This window comes from Halosimplex halobium, from assembly GCF_051414055.1.
Taxonomy (GTDB): Archaea; Halobacteriota; Halobacteria; order Halobacteriales; family Haloarculaceae; genus Halosimplex; species Halosimplex halobium.
In genome coordinates, this window is sequence record NZ_JBLKNX010000022.1 from 33,627 (window position 1) to 50,647 (window position 17,021).

Below are 17,021 nucleotides of genomic sequence, written 5' to 3' on the forward strand. Positions count from 1 at the left end.
GACCAATGAGCTACGTACTGAAGCGGATCGGACAATCAGTCCTCACCGTCTTCGTGGTGGTCTCGGCCAGCTTCGGCCTCATCCGGCTGCTGCCCGGCGGTCCGCTGGACTACCTGCGCGCCCAGATGATACAGCAGGGCGGCAGCTCCATGACGATGTCCGAGATCAACCGGCGCATCGCCGCACAGACCAACATCGCCGTCAACGAACCCATCTACGTCCAGTACGTCGACTACATGGCGTCGATCCTGACCGGCGACTTCGGCCGGTCGATCTGGTACGAGGAGCCCGTCGCGAGCATCATCGGCCCGGCCATCCCGTGGACGGTCTTCCTGACCGCCTCCGCGCTCTTTCTCGCGTTCACCGTGGGCGTCTCGCTGGGCGCGGTCATGGCCTACAAGGAAGGCTCGAAGTTCGACGTGGGGAGCACCGGCGTCGGCCTGGTGCTCAACTCGACGCCGGGGTACGTCGTCGCCCTGCTGTTCGTCGCGTACCTGGGCTACCGCTTCGAGTTCTTCCCGACCGGCGGCCGCTACAACTCCGCGCTGGACCCGGGCTTTCACCCCGAGTTCCTGCTGAGCGTCCTCTACCACGGGGCCCTGCCCATCGGCTCGATGGCCATCGTCGGCTTCGGCGGCTGGGCGCTGTCGATGCGAGGCAACTCCATCCGCGTGCTCGGCGAGGACTACCTGCGGGTGGCTCGCCTGCGCGGGCTCTCGACGCGGCGGATCGCGCTTCGGTACGTCGCGCGCAACGCCATCCTGCCGATGTACACCGGCCTGATGATCGCCATCGGGACGGTCTTCGGCGGGGCGGTCATCATCGAGAACATCTTCGCGTACCCGGGCGTCGGGTTCTACCTGATCCAGGCGATCAACGCCAGGGACTACCCGCTGATGATGGGCGGGTTCATTCTCATCACCGTCGCCATGGTCATCGGCATCACCATCGCCGACCTGACCTACGGGATACTCGACCCCCGCGCCAAGGGAGGTGCCTCGCGTGAGTCCTACTGACGACGAACCGGAACACGACCCCGCCTTCGACGCCATCGCCGGCGACGACGACCGCATCGACGTCGCCGAGGTCACCGGGACCGACGACGAGTCCGGCCCGTCGCGCCCGGCCATCTCCGGCCACGGGCGGAAGGGCCGGGTCGCCGCCGACCGGGGCACCGACGACGGCCTCCGCCCGGACGGCGGCGAACGTCCCGACGGAGCGGGCGAGCCCGGGGAACTACGTTCCGACGGCGCCGGGAGCTCGGTCTCGGAGTTCGAGCAGATGGCCGACGTGCAGCTGACGAAAGGCGAGCGCCGCCGCCAGTGGTTCGAGGAGAAGGTCCTCGCGCCGGCCCGGATCGTCTGGGAGGACTGGCGCGCCCGCTTCGGCGTCGTCGTCGTCACGTTCTACCTGTTGATGGGCACGGTCGGGCTCGCGCTCGTCCCGAAGCCCTCGCCCAACCAGGGGCCGCTCCTGGTCGGGGCCTTCCGGACGCTGAAGTACCCGCTCGGGACCACCTCCTCCGGGACGGACATCCTCTCGCAGATCGTCTACGCGACCCCCCAGATGCTGATCATGATCACCTCCGGCGCGGTGTTCACGGTCGTCCTCGGGACGACGATCGGCACGCTGGCCGGCTACAAGGGCGGCAAGACCGACAGCGTCCTGATGACGATCACGGACGTGATGATGACCATCCCGGGGCTGCCGCTGACGATCGTCCTCGCCGCGGTGCTCGGGATCTCCGGCAACCCCGTGGTCATCGGGGTCCTCGTCACGATCAACGCCTGGGCGGGGCTCGCACGCGCGATCCGCTCGCAGGTGCTGACGCTGCGCGACGCCGAGTACGTCGAGGCCTCCCGGATCATGGGCATCCCGACGCCGCGGATCATCGGGAGCGACATCGTCCCGAATCTGATGCCGTACATCACGATGAACTTCGTCCGGCAGGCCCGCGCGGTCATCTTCGGGGTCGTCGGGCTGTACTTCCTGGGCGTCCTGCCGTACAACAGCGACAACTGGGGCGTCATGATGAACGCCGCGGTCGGGCGAGCGGGGGCGACCTCCTCGCCGGCGGCGTTCCACTGGCTGCTCATGCCGATGCTGGCCGTCATCTTCCTCGCGCTGGGGCTGACGCTGCTCGCCCAGGGGGCCGACCGCGTGTTCAACCCGCGGGTCCGCGCCCGCCACGCCAAGACCATCGAGGACGACGGCGACGACGAGGGCGACACCGGCGGCCCCGGCGGCGCCACCAGCGCGGCCACGGGAGGTATCTGACATGGCGAGCACGCCCGACGACACGACCGGTAGCACCGACACCGAGGGCCCCTCGCGGGGCCGCGACGAGACGGCCCGGGGGACCGACGACCCCATCGTCGAGGTGCGCAACGTCAGCGTCACCTACGACCTGCAGGCCCGCGACGCGATGGTGCTCGACGACGTGAGCCTCGACCTGCGCCGCGGGGAGATCCTCGGCTGCGTCGGCGAGTCGGGCTCGGGCAAGTCCATGCTCGCCAACGCGATGATGGACGCCGTCGAGGAACCGGGGATCACTACCGGCGACGTGCGCTACTACCCCTCGGGGAACGCCGACCCGGTCCACGTCCTCGACCTGGACGACGACGACCTCAAGCAGTTCCGCTGGGAGGAGATCTCGATGGTCTTCCAGGGGGCGCTGTCCTCGTTCAACCCCACGATGACCATCGGCGGGCACTTCGAGGAGACCCTGGAGGCCCACGACTACGACGTCGACGAGGGCATGGAGCGGGCCCGCCAGCTGCTCTCGGACCTGTACCTGGACCCCGAGCGGGTGCTGAACGCCTACTCCCACGAGCTGTCCGGCGGGATGAGCCAGCGGGCGCTGATCGCCCTCTCGCTCATCCTCGAGCCGGACGTGCTCCTGATGGACGAGCCGACCGCCGCGCTGGATCTGCTGATGCAGCGGTCGATCCTCTCGCTGCTCGACGACATCAAGGAGAAGTACGAGCTGTCTATCCTCTTCATCACGCACGACCTGCCGCTGGTCGCGGGGCTGGCCGACCGGCTGGCCATCCTCTACGCGTTCGAGCTGGCGGAGGTCGGGCCGAGCGACCAGCTCGTCCGTGACTCCAGCCACCCCTACACCAGGGCGCTGCTGAAGGCGGTGCCGAACCTCGACGCGCCGCTGGAGACGATGCAGCCCATCGAGGGGACGGCGCCGAACCCGGCGCACGTCCCGGACGGCTGTCACTACGCGCCGCGGTGTCCGCTGTCCGACCAGCGCTGCCACGAGGAGAAGCCGGAGTGGTACGACGCCGGACCCGACCAGCGGTCGGCCTGTTTCTACCACGAGCAGGCCGACGAGGCCGTGCCGTTCGACGTGTCGGAGATCGCCGGGACGGTCGAGGACGCGGCGGAGACGGCCGAGCCCGACGACGCGTTCGGCGGCGACGCGAGCAGCGGGGGCAGCGCCCTGGCCGCACCGGACGACGAGACGGTCGTCTCGCTGGACGACGTGTCCATCCACTTCGAGGAGGACCAGGGGCTGCTCGCGTCGCTGACCGGCGAGCCCGAGACGGTCCACGCCGTCGACGACGTGAGCATCGACATCCCCGAGAACGACGTGCTGGCGCTGGTCGGCGAGTCCGGCTGCGGCAAGACCACGCTGGGCAAGGCGATCATCGGCGTCCAGCGGCCCACCGAGGGCAGCGTCGCCTATCGCGGCCAGGACATCTGGGACGCCAAGGACGGCGTGGGTGACCCCGAGATCGAGTACGGGGACATCCGCAAGGCGCTGCAGATCATCCACCAGGACCCCGGGGCGTCGCTGAACCCCAACCAGAAGGTCGTCACCTCGCTGGAGGCGCCGCTGAAGCGCTGGAACCCCGAGCTGTCGACCGAGGACCGCCGGGCGCGCATCTACGCGCTGCTCGACCGGGTCGGCATGACCCCGCCGGAGGACTACGCCAACCGCTTCCCCCACCAGCTCTCGGGCGGGGAGCAACAGCGCGTGGCGCTCGTCCGCGCACTGTTGATGAACCCGGACGTGATCCTCGCCGACGAGGCGGTCTCGGCGCTGGACGTGTCCCTGCGGGTGGAGACGATGGACCTGCTGCTCGAACTGCAGAACCAGTTCAACACCTCCTTCGTCTTCATCTCGCACACGCTGTCGAACGCCCGCTACCTCGCCGAGAAGGCCGACGGGCGCATCGGGATCATGTACCTCGGCGAACTCGTCGAGGTCGGCCCGCCCGACGAGGTGCTGAACGACCCCCAGCACCCCTACACGAAGGTGCTGCGGTGGGCGACGGCGAACTTAGACCCCAGCGACCAGGAGATGACGGACCCGCCGGTCCGGTCGATCGACATCCCCGACCCCGTCGACCCGCCGACGGGCTGTCGGTTCCACACGCGCTGTCCGGAGGCCCGCGAGGCCTGCGTGAGCGAGGCGCCTGACCTCGACGAGTCGGGCTCCGGCGAGCGGGCGGTCGCGTGCCACCGGGCGGACTCGAACCACCCCTACTGGGACAGCGAACCCCTGGAGGGCGTCGACGCCGCGGAGTCGCCGAACGACGGGGACTGACGATGGCGGTCCCGCGCGCCCGAGGCCGGGCCGCTCCGACATGCGGCGGTCCGGCGGGGCCGGGCGACAGCGGGACCATGAAGTGGCTCCCCGCCGATCACCGCGTACGGAGGAGGAGGGTGTGACGGCAGTCTGGCGCGCGTTCTTCACCGCGAGCGCCGTGTTGCTGGGGTTCCTGGTCCTGGCGGTCCCGTTCGTCGAACGGGGGACCGGGACGTTCGTGATCTCGGTGGTGAGCTTCGCGATGCTCGCCGTGGTGTTCGTCGCCTCGGCGGCGTTCATCCGCGCGGACTGGGACCCCTTCGAGGAGCTGTGGTGACCGGCCGCGGGGGACGGCGGGAGCGACGACTCACGGACCGAAAATGCAAGAGGAACAACCATACGTGATACCGTTCAACGGAGCGATACCATGACCGACCAAGGGATCGACGACGGCACGCTCAGGGACGAGCTGAACGTGTTCGGCTTCTCGGACACGGAGATCGACACCTACCTTGCGATCCTCGAACAGGGCGAGACGACCGTGCGGACGGTCGCGGAGGCGGCGGACGTGACCCAGCGGGCGGTGTACAACATCGCCGAGCGCCTGGAGGACCGCAACCTCGTCGTGGTCAACGACCACGCCTCGCCGACGACGATCCGGGCGCGGCCCCCCGAGGAGGCCATCGACGCGCTGTCGAACCGCCTGGAGTCGATCACCCCGACGCTGGAGGACCGGTTCAACCGGACCGAACCCCAGACGCCGGAGATCCAGATCATCAAGGCCCGCGAGACCGCGGTCAAGCGGCTCCGGACGGGGATCTCCGAGGCCGACAACGAGGTGCTCGTGGCGGTCCCGGGCCACTCCTACGAGGACATCGAGCCGGAACTGCGGGACGCCGTCGACCGCGGCGTGCTCGTCTTCCTGCTGATCGGCGGGATGGCGGATCTGGAGGTCGACGAGTCTCGACTGGAGGAGACGGCAGCGGTCGTCCGGTCGTGGTCCGAGCGACTCCCCTTCATGTACGCCGCCGACGACGAGGCGGCGATGATCGGCCACTCGGGCATCCTCTCGGGCACCCACGTCGACGAGGAGGCCGTCGCCGTCACGGAGGACAACCTGGCCGGCTCCATCGTCGGGCTGTACTTCGGCGCCTACTGGCCGGCGGCGACCGAGGTCCACGTCCGCGAGCCCGGCGACCTCCCGCGGACCTTCGAGTGGTTCCGCCACTCCGTGCTGGAGGCCGTCCTCCACCGCCGCGAGGGGACGGAACTGGAAGCGGTGGTCCGGACCGACGAGGGGCCGGAGGTCGCCGGCCGCGTCAGCCAGGTCCGCCAGGCGTTCGTCGAGCCGTCGACCAACGACTACACGCTGGAGACCAGCCTCTACCTGGAGACCGGCCGCGGCGAGGTCAGCATCGGCGGCCCCGGCTCGTTCATCGAGGAGTACGAGGGCGACGAGGTGACCCTGCGTCCGACCGACGAGTAGTCGCGGTCTCGACGGTTCTCCCCCACGTTTCGAACACCCGAAGACGTTCGGCACAACCCCTGGGAGCGTCGGTGCCGTACGCTCTCGTATGTCCACCGGACTGAACCCCGAGACGGTCGTCGCCGAGACCGGCGCACCCCGCGACGCGCCGCGGGAGACGCTGGACGTGCGCGAGCTGGGGCCGCCCAAGCCGCTGTCGAACACGCTCGAACGGCTGGTCGAGCTGGACGACGGGACGGTGCTGGTCCAGTTCAACGACCGCGCGCCACAGCACCTCTACCCCAAGCTCGACGACCGCGGCTACGAGTACGCGACCGTCGAGCGCGACGGCGTCACCGTCACGACGATCTGGCGGGCATGACCGGCGCGTCGTCGACCGGAGCGAATGAGGGCACCGACGCCGACGCCGTCGACGGTGCGGAGCGTCCGGCCGACCCGGGCGCCGAAACGACCGACCAGGCCGCCGAGACGCCCGATCCCGACGCGGCCCGCGCGCGGATCCGGGAGCGCGCCGGCGAGGTCCGCGAGCGTGAGGTCGAGACAGCACTGACGAAGCTCGACACTCGGGGCGACCTCTCGGAGCGCGACCGCGAGGCGGTCGAACGGCTCGCCGACCGGCTGGTCGCCCGGCTGCTGGCCGCGCCCGAGCGGAGCCTCCGGGCGGCGGCGGAGGGCGACGACCACGACCCCGAGACCGTCGCCACGGCGCTGTCGCTGTTCGGCGAATAGTACGTTTCGCGGCCGCGGTGGGAAAGCGAGCCGGAGAGGGTCGTCAACCCTCGGCGAGGACGAGCAGCGCGACGCTGTCCTCGCGGGCCCGCGGGGAGATGTCCTGGTCGCCGGAGAACCGGGCGGCGTCGCCGGCGGCCAGCTCGACCGTCTCGTCGCCGAGGGTCATCTCGATCTCGCCGTCGACGACGTAGCAGACGATCTCTCTGTCGGGGTGCTGGTGTGGCGGGACGCGGTCGCCCTCGTCGAGGGCGAGCCGGACGGTCTTCGGCGCCCCCTCGAAGAGGACGCCCCGGCCGTCGCCGTCCAGGTCCGGGAGGTGGACGACCTCGCTCATTCCTTGGGGAGGTCGGCGACGAATTCGTCGGTCTCGCGCCGCTCGACCGAGTAGTTCTCGGCGTCGAACTCGTCGACCTCGGCCTGGAACTCGTAGAACAGCGGCTTCGGTTCGTGGTCGTTGACGATCCGCAGCGTCTCGCCACTCGCCAGATCCTCGAAGGCCTCGTGGATCATCGGGTGGCGCTCCGGCGGCGGCACGTCGCGGATGTCGAGCGTGGTCGCTGGCATACGTCCGACGGTTGGCCGCCCGCACGCCTCTCCCTTTGCCCGAATATGTTCGGCCACGAGGACGACGTTTCGACCGAGCGCGTTCGCCACCAGATTGAGGGGGCGAGCGGACGAGGTCGGGGGTATGTCGGCGACGCTCTCGCGGTGGTCGCGGGCGCTGGTCGCGGCCGGGGTCTGCTGGCTGGTCGCCTGGCAGGCGGCCGCGCTCGCGGGGCTCCCGCGGCGGACGACGGTCGCGCTCGGGCTCTACGGGTTCGTCCTTGGGGTCGTCTTCGGGAAGGCGTACTCGCTGGTGCCCTCCTACTTCGACCGGTCGCTGGCGTGGCCGCGGGCGCCCGCGGTCCACCTGCCGCTGGCGGTCGGCGGGACCGCCGGGCTCGCCCTGGCGCCGCTGGCAAAAGTACCCGCCGTGGTGGGCTCGCTCGGCGCGACGGCGTGGGCGGCCGGCGTCGCGGTCTTCCTCGCGACGCTCGCCTGGACCGTCCGCGACAACCCGACCGGCAGCGAGACCGGGACGGGCGACCACAACGCCGACCGGCGGCCGGTCGACCGCGCCGCGAACCTGTTCGTCCCGGTCGTGTTCGCCTACCTCGCCGTGGGGTCGTGGGAGACGCTGGCCGCCCGGGTCGCCCTCGCGCCGGCGGTCCTCGATGGCTACCCGCCGCGGGCGACGCACCTGCTGGCCGCCGGCGGCGCCGCACTCCTCCTGTTCGCCGTCGGCTTCCGCCTCCTGCCCCGCTTTCTCGTCGTCGACCTCCCGTCGTGGGTGCCGTGGGCTGTCCTCCCACCGGGGGCCGTCGGCCCCGCGCTGCTGGCCGCGGGGTTGCCTGCCGGCCCCGTCTTCCGGGTGGGAGCCGTCCTCGAAGCCGTCGCCGTGGTCGGGTTCGCCGCGGCGTACGTCCGGCTCTACCGCGCCAGCGACCGCGACCGGGTAGGCTTTCTCGGCCCGCTGGTGGGGGTCGGGTTCGGCGTCCTCGCCGTCGCGCTCGGCCTGTCGTTCGCGTTCGGTCCGGTCGACCCGGCGCTGGTCGCCGCCCACTACCGCCTGAACCTGCTCGGCTTCCTCGGCCTCTCGGTCGTCGGCGTCACGTTCCAGTTCTACCCGCCGACGGTCGGTCGGTTCCCCGGCGCGGGCGACGGGCTGGCGCGGGCCGCGATGGGGCTGGTCGCCGGCGGGCTCGTCCTCGAACTCGTCGCCGCGGCGGTCCCGGTCGCGCTCGTGCCGACGGCCGGCCGGGCGCTCGCGCTCGTCGGTGCGGTCGCGTACGCATACCTCGTCCTCGGCGTGTTCGTCCAGCGGGCGCGGGACTGATCCGTCGACTGCCCGCCCACTGCACCCCGGAAAAGGCGGCCCGAACACGTTCCCGAGAAGACCCAGGGGGGAGGGGGGTGAATCCCCCGGCACATGGCCGATATCGCGACACTGACGCTGTCGGGGCTGACGGCAGCGTTTCTGCTGGGCGTGTTCGTCTGGGTCGTACGGCTGGAGGACTGGCGGTCGTACACGCCGGTCGTCGGCGGCGGGACCGGCGCCGGCGGGTACGGCACCGGCGAGGAACAGGCGCACAAACCGAGCGGGATCGTGCGCTGGCTGACGACCGTCGACCACAAGGACATCGGGCTGATGTACGGCACCTTCGCCGTCCTCGCGTTCGCCTGGGGCGGCGTCGCCGTCATGCTGATGCGGCTGGAGCTGGTCACGCCGACCTCGAACTTCATCGAGAGCAGCCTCTACAACGGGCTGCTGACGAGCCACGGGATCACGATGCTATTCCTGTTCGGGACGCCCATCCTCGCGGCGTTCTCGAACTACTTCGTGCCGCTGCTGATCGGCGCCGACGACATGGCGTTCCCGCGGATCAACGCCATCGCCTTCTGGCTGCTGCCGCCGGGGGCCGTGCTCATCTGGGCCGGGTTCTTCCTGCCGAGTCTCGCGCCCGCCCAGACCGCCTGGACGATGTACACCCCGCTCTCGATCGAGCAGCCCAACCCCGCCGTCGACCTGATGCTGCTCGGGTTGCACCTCACCGGGGTCTCGGCGACGATGGGGGCGATCAACTTCATCGCGACCATCGTCACCGAGCGCGACGAGTCGGTCAGCTGGGCAAACCTCGACATCTTCTCGTGGACCGTCCTCACCCAGTCCGGGCAGATCATCTTCGCGTTCCCCCTGCTCGGGAGCGCCCTGATCATGCTGCTGCTCGACCGCAACCTCGGGACGACGTTCTTCATGACGGGGGAGGGCGGCGGGCCGATCCTCTGGCAACACCTGTTCTGGTTCTTCGGCCACCCCGAGGTGTACATCCTCGTGCTCCCGCCGATGGGTCTCATCAGTTACATCCTCCCGAAGTTCACCGGCCGGAAGCTGTTCGGGTTCAAGTTCGTCGTCTACTCCACGCTCGCGCTGGGAGTGCTTTCGTTCGGCGTCTGGGCGCACCACATGTTCGCGACCGGTATCGACCCGCGCCTGCGCGCCTCGTTCATGGCCGTGTCGCTGGCCGTCGCGGTCCCGTCGGCTGTCAAGACGTTCAACTGGATCGCGACGATGTGGAACGGCCGACTGCGGCTCACCGCTCCGTTCCTGTTCTGCGTCGGGTTCATCGCGAACTTCATCATCGGCGGCGTGACGGGCGTCTTCGAGGCCTCGATCCCGGTCGACATGCTGCTGCACGACACCTACCACGTCGTCGCGCACTTCCACTACGTCATCATGGGCGGCATCGCCTTCGCCGTCTTCGCGGGCATCTACTACTGGTTCCCCATCTACACGGGGCGGATGTATCAGCAGACGCTGGCGAAGTGGCACTTCTGGCTGACGATGGTCGGGACCAACCTCACCTTCTTCCCGATGATCATCCTCGGCTACGCGGGGATGCCCCGCCGGTACGCCACCTACGCCGTCGAGGCCGGGCCGGAACTGCTGTTCACCGCCCTGCACCGCTCGGCGACGCTCGGCGCGCTCCTGCTCGCGTTCGGCCAGATCATCTTCGTCTGGAACCTCGTCCAGTCGTGGCTGGAGGGGCCGAAGGTCACCGACGGCGACCCCTGGGACCTCAAGGAGACCGGCCAGCACGGCCGGGAGTGGGCCTGGTTCGAACGCCAGCAGGAGACCGCGCTCGCGACCGACGGCGGTCGTGCGAGTGACGCGAGCGGGGACTCGTCGGACGAGTCCGGCGGCGAGGAGAGGGACGGCGACGGGGCGGCCGCCGGACGCACTGACGACTGACCGGCGACTGTTCGGCCACGAAGTCTCGGGTTCCTACCGATCCGTCGTATCGAGCAAGATGGCGTCGGAGACGTTGGCACCAGCGAGGTCCGCGTCGGTAACGTCCGCGGCGGCGAATTTGGCGCGTGTGAGGTCCGCATCCGATAGATCGGCACCGGTGAGCGTCGCGCGAGTCAGTCGCGCTCTGGATAGATCCGCGTCGTGAAGGTCCGCGTCGCGAAGGACCGCCACGTTGAGTTTCGCGTCGGACAGGTCGACACCGGAGAGGTCCGCCTCGCGGAGCGCGGCACCGGAGAGGTCCGCGTCGGAGAGGTCTGCTCCCGCAAGGTGTGCCCCGACGAGGAGGGACTTGGACAGGTCGACCCCGGAGAGGTCCGCATCCGGGTGGATGTCGTCGGCAGAAACCGATTCGTCGTTCGGAATCACAAACTCCGGTTCGCCCATGCGTAACCGTACTGACATTCAGTACTTAGTGGTATCCATGCGAGGCGGAGCCCCGTCGAGAGGTGGGCCCGCGGACTCGATACCGTTCGCCGGAGTCCACTGTGTTGATTGGGTAGGCCACCCAAACGGATCCCATGAGTGACGACGGCGACCGCGCCCGCATGGTAGGGATCAACCACGTCGCGCTGTCGGTCGGCGACGCCGGGGAGGCCCGGGAGTTCTACGGGTCGATCTTCGACTTCCCGGTCCGCGGGGAGACCGACTCGGCGGTGTTCCTCGACATGGGCGACCAGTTCCTCGCGCTCTCGGAGGACGCCGACGCCGGGGAGCGGGCCGATCGGCACCGCCACTTCGGGCTCGTCGTCGACGACGCGGACCTCGTCGAGCGGCGGCTCGAAGCCGAGGGGGTCGAACGGCTCGATCAGGACGGGCTGGACTTCCGCGACCCGTGGGGCAACCGGATCCAGGTCGTCCAGTACGACGAAGTGCAGTTCACCAAGGCCGACCACGTTCTCGACGGGATGGACCTCGACCTGGACAAGACCGACGCGGCGCGCGACGAACTCGCCGCGAAGGGGATGGCACCCGAGTGAGGGAGAGCGAGCCGAATCGAGCCGGCCCGGTTTCGGCCGGAGCGGAGCCGGGAACTCCGCTGGCGCCCGATCAAAGGCTCCTTTGATCCACGACAAGGCCCTTTCTTCCGTGGGGCGGCCTTCCGGGTATGGAACGGACTCGACTGCTCGCCGTGCTGATCGCACTGGTGGCCGCCGGCGGCTGTCTCGCCGCGCCCGGCCCCGGTGAGGGTGCGACGCCGACCGACTCTGTGGACCCGACCGACACGCCCGCCGAGACGCCGACCGCGACGCTGGCCGATTCGTCGCCGGGCGAGACGCCCGATTCACCTGCGTCGACGGAGACGCCGACGCCGGCGCCGCCGAGCGCGTCGGCGACGCCGAGCGAACCGACCGACGGGAACACGGTCGACTACGCCGCGCTGGCGCCGGCGTCGCAGGCGGCGTTCGACGACGCGCTCGACGGCGAGGTCTCCTTCGTGCCCGACTCGCCGTACGTCGAGGGCAACCACACTATCGAGGCGGCGGGCCCGTTCCGCGGCCACGCGTTCGTCCGCAAGGACGACCGGCTGTACCGCGTCGACACGGCCACGGACGGGCGGCTGTACGCCTCCTACGGCATCTACGCCGACCCGGCTTCGCCCGACGAGAACGCCACCGTGACCGCCTACGGAAACCTCTCCGCGTCGGTTCGCGACGAGGTCCGGTGGGCGGTCGAGAACGGCTCGTACGGCGTCCCGATGGGCAAGTGGGACTCGCTCCCCGGGGAGCTACAGGAGACCTCGCGCGTCCGATACGACGGGGAGACCTACCGCCTGAGTTACGCGGTGGGCGACTACTGGGCCGAGACGCTGAGGGTCGAGCGGGTCGAATCGGCCTCGTAACTCTGTCCTGACTGTCGTGTTAGGTAGTCTATGTGTACGAAAAACATTTACAATAGGTAGCCAATGGCACACCCATGGACGACTACTTCGACAGGACGACGTTGCGGGTGGTCGTGGTCGGTCTGGTGGCGATGGCGGCGGTCGCCGTCGGCGCGGCGACGGTGGCGTCGGCCCTCGACACTGGGACCCCGGCGGCCGACAGTTCGGTCGAGCGGGACTCCGGCGGCGTGTCGGATCCCCCGCTGGGAACGCCGTCGAACCCGAACGAGGGGCCGCCCGAGGAGGGGACGCCGGTCGGACCGCCCAGGGAGCCCGGGGAACCGCTCGAACTGACGCGGTGCGTCCAGCCGCTGACGACGTGGTGGGGCGGGCTGGTCTACTTCGGCGCGCTCGCGGCGGCGGTCGGGATGATCAAGCGCCGCTACTCCTTCGGCGCCTCGTTCCTCGGGCTGTACGCGCTGGCGCCGCCGGCGCTGCTCTCGTATTTCCTCTCGACGGACTGTCCGAGCTACGACAGCCCGGGCATCGGGCCGGGGAACGTCACCAACACGGTTCTCCCCGGTGACGGTGGCGACCCGCTCGTCACGAACCTCCCCGCGGAGGCGGTGCTGGGCGTCTTCGGCGTCGTCCTCGTCGGGACCGCGGCCGCGCTGTACCGCGCCTCGGGCGGCGACACTATCTCCGAGATCGACGACCGCGACGTCGAGGCGGACGACGCCGACCCGCTCACCCCCCGGGACCTGGCGGCCGCGGCCGGCCGCGCCGCGGACCGGCTCGAAGACCACAACGCGGACGTGGACAACGAGGTCTACCGCGCGTGGTGGGAGATGACCAGCATGCTCGACGTGGCCGACCCCGACACGGCGACCCCCGGCGAGTTCGCCGACGCCGCCGTCGCCGCCGGCATGGGCGAAGACGACGTGGCCGAGCTGACGCGGCTGTTCGAGGAGGTCCGCTACGGCGAGCGCGACCCCGCCAGCCGCGAGAAAGTCGCCCTCTCGGTGTTCCGGTCCATCGAGCACGCCTACGGCGAGCGAACTGACGATTCTGACGGCGAGGGGACCGACGAGTCCGACGGCGAACGTCGTTAGCGACCGGTCGACCTTCGAGTGACCGGGAGTGGTGTCACACCCGAACCGTCTCTGTAATTGGCTGTATCGACCGCGTTCGACAGTTCTCGACGACCGCTATCGCTACTGACGGCGGGTGTTGAACGCTCTCGCCGCGCTCGCTGTATCGGTGACCGCACTCGACAGCGAGTGCTGAATGCTCTCGCCGCGCTCGCTAGCTGGAGTGTCTACCGATGGAAACAGCGGACGCTGCAAGCTCTCGCCGCGCTCGCTAGCTGGAGTGTCTACCGCTGGAAACAGCAGACGCTACAAGCCCTCGCCGCGCTCGCTAGCTGGAGTGTCTACCGCTGGAAACAGCAGGCGATGAAAGCCCTCGCCGCGCTCGCGGTCGCTGAGCGGGATATCCTCGCGGCCCAGGGGCCGCTTCGGATAGTGGCCCGTTCAGGCGACTAAATTGGACGCGAGCGCGCCTCGCCCTTTCAGTCCACCAGGGACAGCACAGCACGGCACCGCGACCATCCCGCACAGCATGGCACCGCGACCGCTCCGCACAGCACCGCAGACAGCCACATACCTCCCCAGCCGATTGCGCTTCTCGGCCTGCGGCCTGTGATGACTCATCCCTCGCGCGGTGCTGTCGCGACACGAGAGTCGCGACAGCGCGCGCCGACCGCACCGCCCACTGTTCGTCGTCTCCGGACAGCACACACCCGCCATGCATCTTTTGCTCCCGCGGGCCGAACCCGGCGTATGCGCCGGGCGCTCGTCGCGCTGCTCGTCGTTCTCGCGGGCTGTAGCGCCCTGGCTCCCGGAACGGACCGGCCGACGGTGACGCCGGCGCCGGTGCCGACCGACTCGCCGCTCCCCCCGGGTGTCGAGCCGGACGGTGTGGCCGACGCGTCGGCGCTCGCGAACGCACACGCGGCCGCGCTCGGGAACCGGAGCTACACGCTCGTCACGAACCGGACGGTTCGGGCGGCGAACGGGTCGCTCAGGTCGGCGCTGACCGTCCGGCTCGCCCTCTCGGCGGCGCCCGCGCGGGACTACCACGCGAGGGTGTCGGTCGAGGGGCCGGGGGCGCCACTCGTCATCGGCGAACCGCCGACCCGGGCCGAGTACTGGGCGAACGACGAGGTGTACCTCCGCCGCCAGACCATCGACAACCGGACCGAGTACAGCCGCTACGACGACACCGACGCCTACGTCGGCACCTGGAGCTTCTGGCTCGGGACCGTCGCGCTCGACCTCGGACCCGAGACGGACCTGCGATCGACGCTCGAAGGGTTCGAGACGCGGGTCGCCGACCGGTCGCCGGAGGGCGATCGGGTCCACATCGTCGGGACGACCGTCCGCTCCGAGGGGTTCGTCGGCGACTCCACGGTCGACAACGTGGAGAACGCGACCCTCCACGCGTTCGTCGCCGGATCGGGGTTCGTGAGTTCGTACCACGTCGTCTACGACGCGACCGTCGACGGCGAGCGCGTCCGCGTCCGGCGGAGCGTCGGGTTCGAGCGGGTCGGCGCGACGACGGTCGACCGGCCGACGTGGTACGACGAGGCGATGGAACGGGGGTAGGAGAGGGCGACTCGACACGGTCGCTCCGGGGCGGCGAACCCGTTCGGGACCGGCCGTTTCCGGCCGCGGCCCGAACCGGGAGTATGAGCGACAGAGCCGCCGCCCTGTCGGCGCTCGCCGAGCGGGTGGCCGACCGCGAGGGCGTCGTCGACGCCTGGACGGCCAAGAGCTTCACCGACCGCCTGTTCGTCGTCGAGATCCCGAGCGAGGGGGCGCTGCCGGAGTCGGTCCGCGAGACGCTGCACGACCACGACCTGCGGGAGGCCGACGAGGTGTACGAGGTCGAGGGCGCGGCCGACGCGGACTTCGCCGGCGACCTCGCCGACGGCCGCCGCTACCGGTTCGTCGACGTGCAGTCCCGAGGCGACCTCCAGTCGTACGTCGTCGAGTAGCGGAGAGAACAAAAGCGAGCGGCCGCCGCCGGGTGCGATGTCTGACAGAGGTGGCGGGTTCGGGAGCGGCGGGTGTCGCTGTCGGGACGGGAAGTATCGTCAGCGTGGGGCGGTCAGCCCTCGTAGCCGGCGTACTCCATGAGCTGGGCGAAGATGTCGGAGTCCATCGCGTCCCTGTACACAATGGCACCGACCATCCCGCCGGGGTAGGAGTTGCCGTTCATCGCGTGGAACACCTTGTGGCAGTGCATGAGGTAGATGCCGGGGTCGGCGTCAGCCTCGAACTCGACAGTCTTGCGCTCCGCGGGCGCGATGTTGAGCACGTCCTCCTTGTAGCGGGCCGCCTCGGGGATCTGCGAGCCGTCCTTCTCGACGACCTCGAAGCGGTGGTTGTGGGTGTGCATCGGGTGCATCATGTACCCGTTGTTGGCGAAGTGGATGCGGACGGTGTCGCCCTGCTCGACGATGACCGGCGAGCCGTCCTCGGGGTGGAGCGTCCGCGGGGCGGACTTGCCGTTGATGGTGAAGACGTTGGGGTCACGATTGCGCGGACTGTAGTCGACATCCATCCCCGCCATCTGCTTGTTGAGCCGGTTGTCCCACTCCTTCATCGTCATGAACGTCTCCACGTCGGCCTCCTCGTAGCCCTCCGGGTCGACCCGGAAGAAGCCGTACATCCCCATGTCGATGTGGCGATGGGTCTGGTAGTGGCAGTGGTAGAGGTGGGTCCCCGGAACGTTGGCGGGGATCTCGTAGGTGTGGCTCTCGCCCGGCGGGACGGTGATGCCCGTGGTGGTCGGGACGCCGTCGTCCTCCCAGTTCTTCCGGACGCCGTGGAAGTGGACGGTGTGGGGGCGCTTGCCGTCCGTGTTGTCAAGCGTCACCTCCATGTCCTCGCCCTCGGTCGTCCGGAGGATCGGGCCCGGGACAGAGGGCTCGCGGTCGTCCGCCTGGAACGCCCAGGTGGCCGGCAGGTCGACGGGCCCGCCCATGTTCTCCAGCGGGTGGACCTCGTGGTAGGAGGGGACGCTCCGCAGCGTCACCTGGTTGCCCTGCTCGTCGACGTTGACGACCTCCGGCGGGGAGGTCTTGGGGAGATCCGCGGGATTGGCGGTCTGTGCGGGGGTCGAACCGCCCTGCGATTCGACCTCGGAGACGGTCACGCCCTCGCTGCCCGACGGGGCGGCCTGACAGCCCGACAGGGCCATGAAGCCGGTCGTGCCGGCGGCGGCCTTGGCGAACTCGCGACGCGACATGTCCGTTCCGGGCGCACCGATGTTGTCGGTCATGCTCAGTTCGGAGTTGGGAGTACTATCATAAAGCCCGGCAAGGGGATTCCCAGGGCCTGAAAACAGACCCCAGCATCGGGGGTCGGTGTAATATAAACAGGGCCGAACCGGTTCGCACTTTTCCACCGGGTGCGAATATGTTCGTCCGATCCCGGGTCGGCCCTCGGTCGAGCCGTGGAGTCGGCGGGGAGCCGCCGGGCCGTCGCAGACAGCGCTTTTGAGGCTGGCCCGTGGAGGTAGTGAC

The 17,021-nt window shown here is 69.7% G+C and carries 19 protein-coding genes; 15 read left to right on the top strand and 4 right to left on the bottom strand.

The features are described from left to right. Window positions 1–5 precede the first annotated feature (5 nt). The 7 genes from ACMGFG_RS20560 (at window position 6) to ACMGFG_RS20590 (ending at window position 6,758) form a co-directional block, all read left to right on the top strand. Window positions 6–1,016, top strand: a complete 1,011-nt coding sequence (locus ACMGFG_RS20560; protein WP_436932175.1) for an ABC transporter permease — start codon at window positions 6–8, stop codon at window positions 1,014–1,016. Continuing rightward, window positions 1,003–2,277, top strand: a complete 1,275-nt coding sequence (locus ACMGFG_RS20565; protein ID WP_436932176.1) for an ABC transporter permease — start codon at window positions 1,003–1,005, stop codon at window positions 2,275–2,277. Before ACMGFG_RS20560 ends, ACMGFG_RS20565 begins: the two co-directional genes overlap by 14 nt. A 1-nt stretch (window position 2,278) precedes the next feature. Continuing rightward, window positions 2,279–4,561, top strand: a complete 2,283-nt coding sequence (locus ACMGFG_RS20570) for an ABC transporter ATP-binding protein (protein ID WP_436932177.1) — start codon at window positions 2,279–2,281, stop codon at window positions 4,559–4,561. Window positions 4,562–4,682: 121 nt separating this feature from the next. Next, on the top strand, window positions 4,683–4,880 hold the full coding sequence (locus ACMGFG_RS20575) for a hypothetical protein (protein WP_436932178.1): 198 nt from the start codon (window positions 4,683–4,685) through the stop codon (window positions 4,878–4,880). A gap of 90 nt (window positions 4,881–4,970) precedes the next feature. Next, window positions 4,971–6,029 carry a TrmB family transcriptional regulator gene (locus ACMGFG_RS20580; protein WP_436932179.1) on the top strand — a complete coding sequence of 353 codons (1,059 nt, stop codon included), beginning with the start codon at window positions 4,971–4,973 and terminating at the stop codon, window positions 6,027–6,029. Between the two features lie 88 nt (window positions 6,030–6,117). After that, window positions 6,118–6,390, top strand: a complete 273-nt coding sequence (locus ACMGFG_RS20585; RefSeq protein WP_436932180.1) for a DUF2249 domain-containing protein — start codon at window positions 6,118–6,120, stop codon at window positions 6,388–6,390. Continuing rightward, window positions 6,387–6,758 carry a glutamyl-tRNA reductase gene (locus ACMGFG_RS20590; protein WP_436932181.1) on the top strand — a complete coding sequence of 124 codons (372 nt, stop codon included), beginning with the start codon at window positions 6,387–6,389 and terminating at the stop codon, window positions 6,756–6,758. The genes ACMGFG_RS20585 and ACMGFG_RS20590 overlap by 4 nt, the downstream gene beginning before the upstream one ends. A 43-nt stretch (window positions 6,759–6,801) precedes the next feature. Here the strand turns inward: ACMGFG_RS20590 and ACMGFG_RS20595 are convergent, their stop codons facing one another. Both ACMGFG_RS20595 and ACMGFG_RS20600 read right to left on the bottom strand, forming a co-directional pair. After that, window positions 6,802–7,095, bottom strand: a complete 294-nt coding sequence (locus ACMGFG_RS20595; protein ID WP_436932182.1) for a cupin domain-containing protein — start codon at window positions 7,093–7,095, stop codon at window positions 6,802–6,804. Next, window positions 7,092–7,325 (bottom strand): DUF2249 domain-containing protein, encoded by a 234-nt coding sequence (locus ACMGFG_RS20600; protein WP_436932183.1) that lies wholly within the window; start codon window positions 7,323–7,325, stop codon window positions 7,092–7,094. Before ACMGFG_RS20600 ends, ACMGFG_RS20595 begins: the two co-directional genes overlap by 4 nt. A gap of 124 nt (window positions 7,326–7,449) precedes the next feature. On the opposite strand from ACMGFG_RS20600, the gene ACMGFG_RS20605 reads away from it, so the two are divergent. Further along, entirely contained in the window at window positions 7,450–8,637 is a 1,188-nt protein-coding gene (locus tag ACMGFG_RS20605; protein WP_436932184.1) for a hypothetical protein, read from the top strand. A gap of 93 nt (window positions 8,638–8,730) precedes the next feature. Further along, window positions 8,731–10,551 carry a cytochrome c oxidase subunit I gene (gene ctaD, locus ACMGFG_RS20610; protein ID WP_436932185.1) on the top strand — a complete coding sequence of 607 codons (1,821 nt, stop codon included), beginning with the start codon at window positions 8,731–8,733 and terminating at the stop codon, window positions 10,549–10,551. A 33-nt stretch (window positions 10,552–10,584) separates the two neighbouring features. Here the strand turns inward: ctaD and ACMGFG_RS20615 are convergent, their stop codons facing one another. Beyond that, window positions 10,585–10,995: a pentapeptide repeat-containing protein gene (locus ACMGFG_RS20615; RefSeq protein WP_436932186.1), complete on the bottom strand. Its 411-nt coding sequence runs from the start codon at window positions 10,993–10,995 to the stop codon at window positions 10,585–10,587. Window positions 10,996–11,129: 134 nt separating this feature from the next. On the opposite strand from ACMGFG_RS20615, the gene ACMGFG_RS20620 reads away from it, so the two are divergent. The 6 genes from ACMGFG_RS20620 (at window position 11,130) to ACMGFG_RS20645 (ending at window position 15,488) form a co-directional block, all read left to right on the top strand. Beyond that, window positions 11,130–11,588, top strand: a complete 459-nt coding sequence (locus ACMGFG_RS20620) for a VOC family protein (RefSeq protein WP_436932187.1) — start codon at window positions 11,130–11,132, stop codon at window positions 11,586–11,588. 128 nt (window positions 11,589–11,716) lie between these two features. Further along, the gene (locus ACMGFG_RS20625; protein ID WP_436932188.1) at window positions 11,717–12,451 is read left to right on the top strand and encodes a DUF7979 domain-containing protein; all 735 of its coding nucleotides are present in this window, start codon (window positions 11,717–11,719) and stop codon (window positions 12,449–12,451) included. Window positions 12,452–12,525: 74 nt separating this feature from the next. Then, the gene (locus tag ACMGFG_RS20630; protein ID WP_436932189.1) at window positions 12,526–13,542 is read left to right on the top strand and encodes a DUF4129 domain-containing protein; all 1,017 of its coding nucleotides are present in this window, start codon (window positions 12,526–12,528) and stop codon (window positions 13,540–13,542) included. 168 nt (window positions 13,543–13,710) lie between these two features. Further along, a complete protein-coding gene (locus ACMGFG_RS20635) occupies window positions 13,711–13,974 on the top strand; it encodes a hypothetical protein (protein WP_436932190.1) in 264 nt (87 codons plus the stop codon). Between the two features lie 297 nt (window positions 13,975–14,271). Then, window positions 14,272–15,096, top strand: a complete 825-nt coding sequence (locus tag ACMGFG_RS20640; protein WP_436932191.1) for a DUF7537 family lipoprotein — start codon at window positions 14,272–14,274, stop codon at window positions 15,094–15,096. Window positions 15,097–15,179: 83 nt separating this feature from the next. Next, the gene (locus ACMGFG_RS20645; RefSeq protein ID WP_436932192.1) at window positions 15,180–15,488 is read left to right on the top strand and encodes a hypothetical protein; all 309 of its coding nucleotides are present in this window, start codon (window positions 15,180–15,182) and stop codon (window positions 15,486–15,488) included. A 113-nt stretch (window positions 15,489–15,601) separates the two neighbouring features. Here the strand turns inward: ACMGFG_RS20645 and ACMGFG_RS20650 are convergent, their stop codons facing one another. Further along, window positions 15,602–16,777 carry a multicopper oxidase domain-containing protein gene (locus ACMGFG_RS20650; protein ID WP_436932193.1) on the bottom strand — a complete coding sequence of 392 codons (1,176 nt, stop codon included), beginning with the start codon at window positions 16,775–16,777 and terminating at the stop codon, window positions 15,602–15,604. Window positions 16,778–17,021 lie beyond the last annotated feature (244 nt).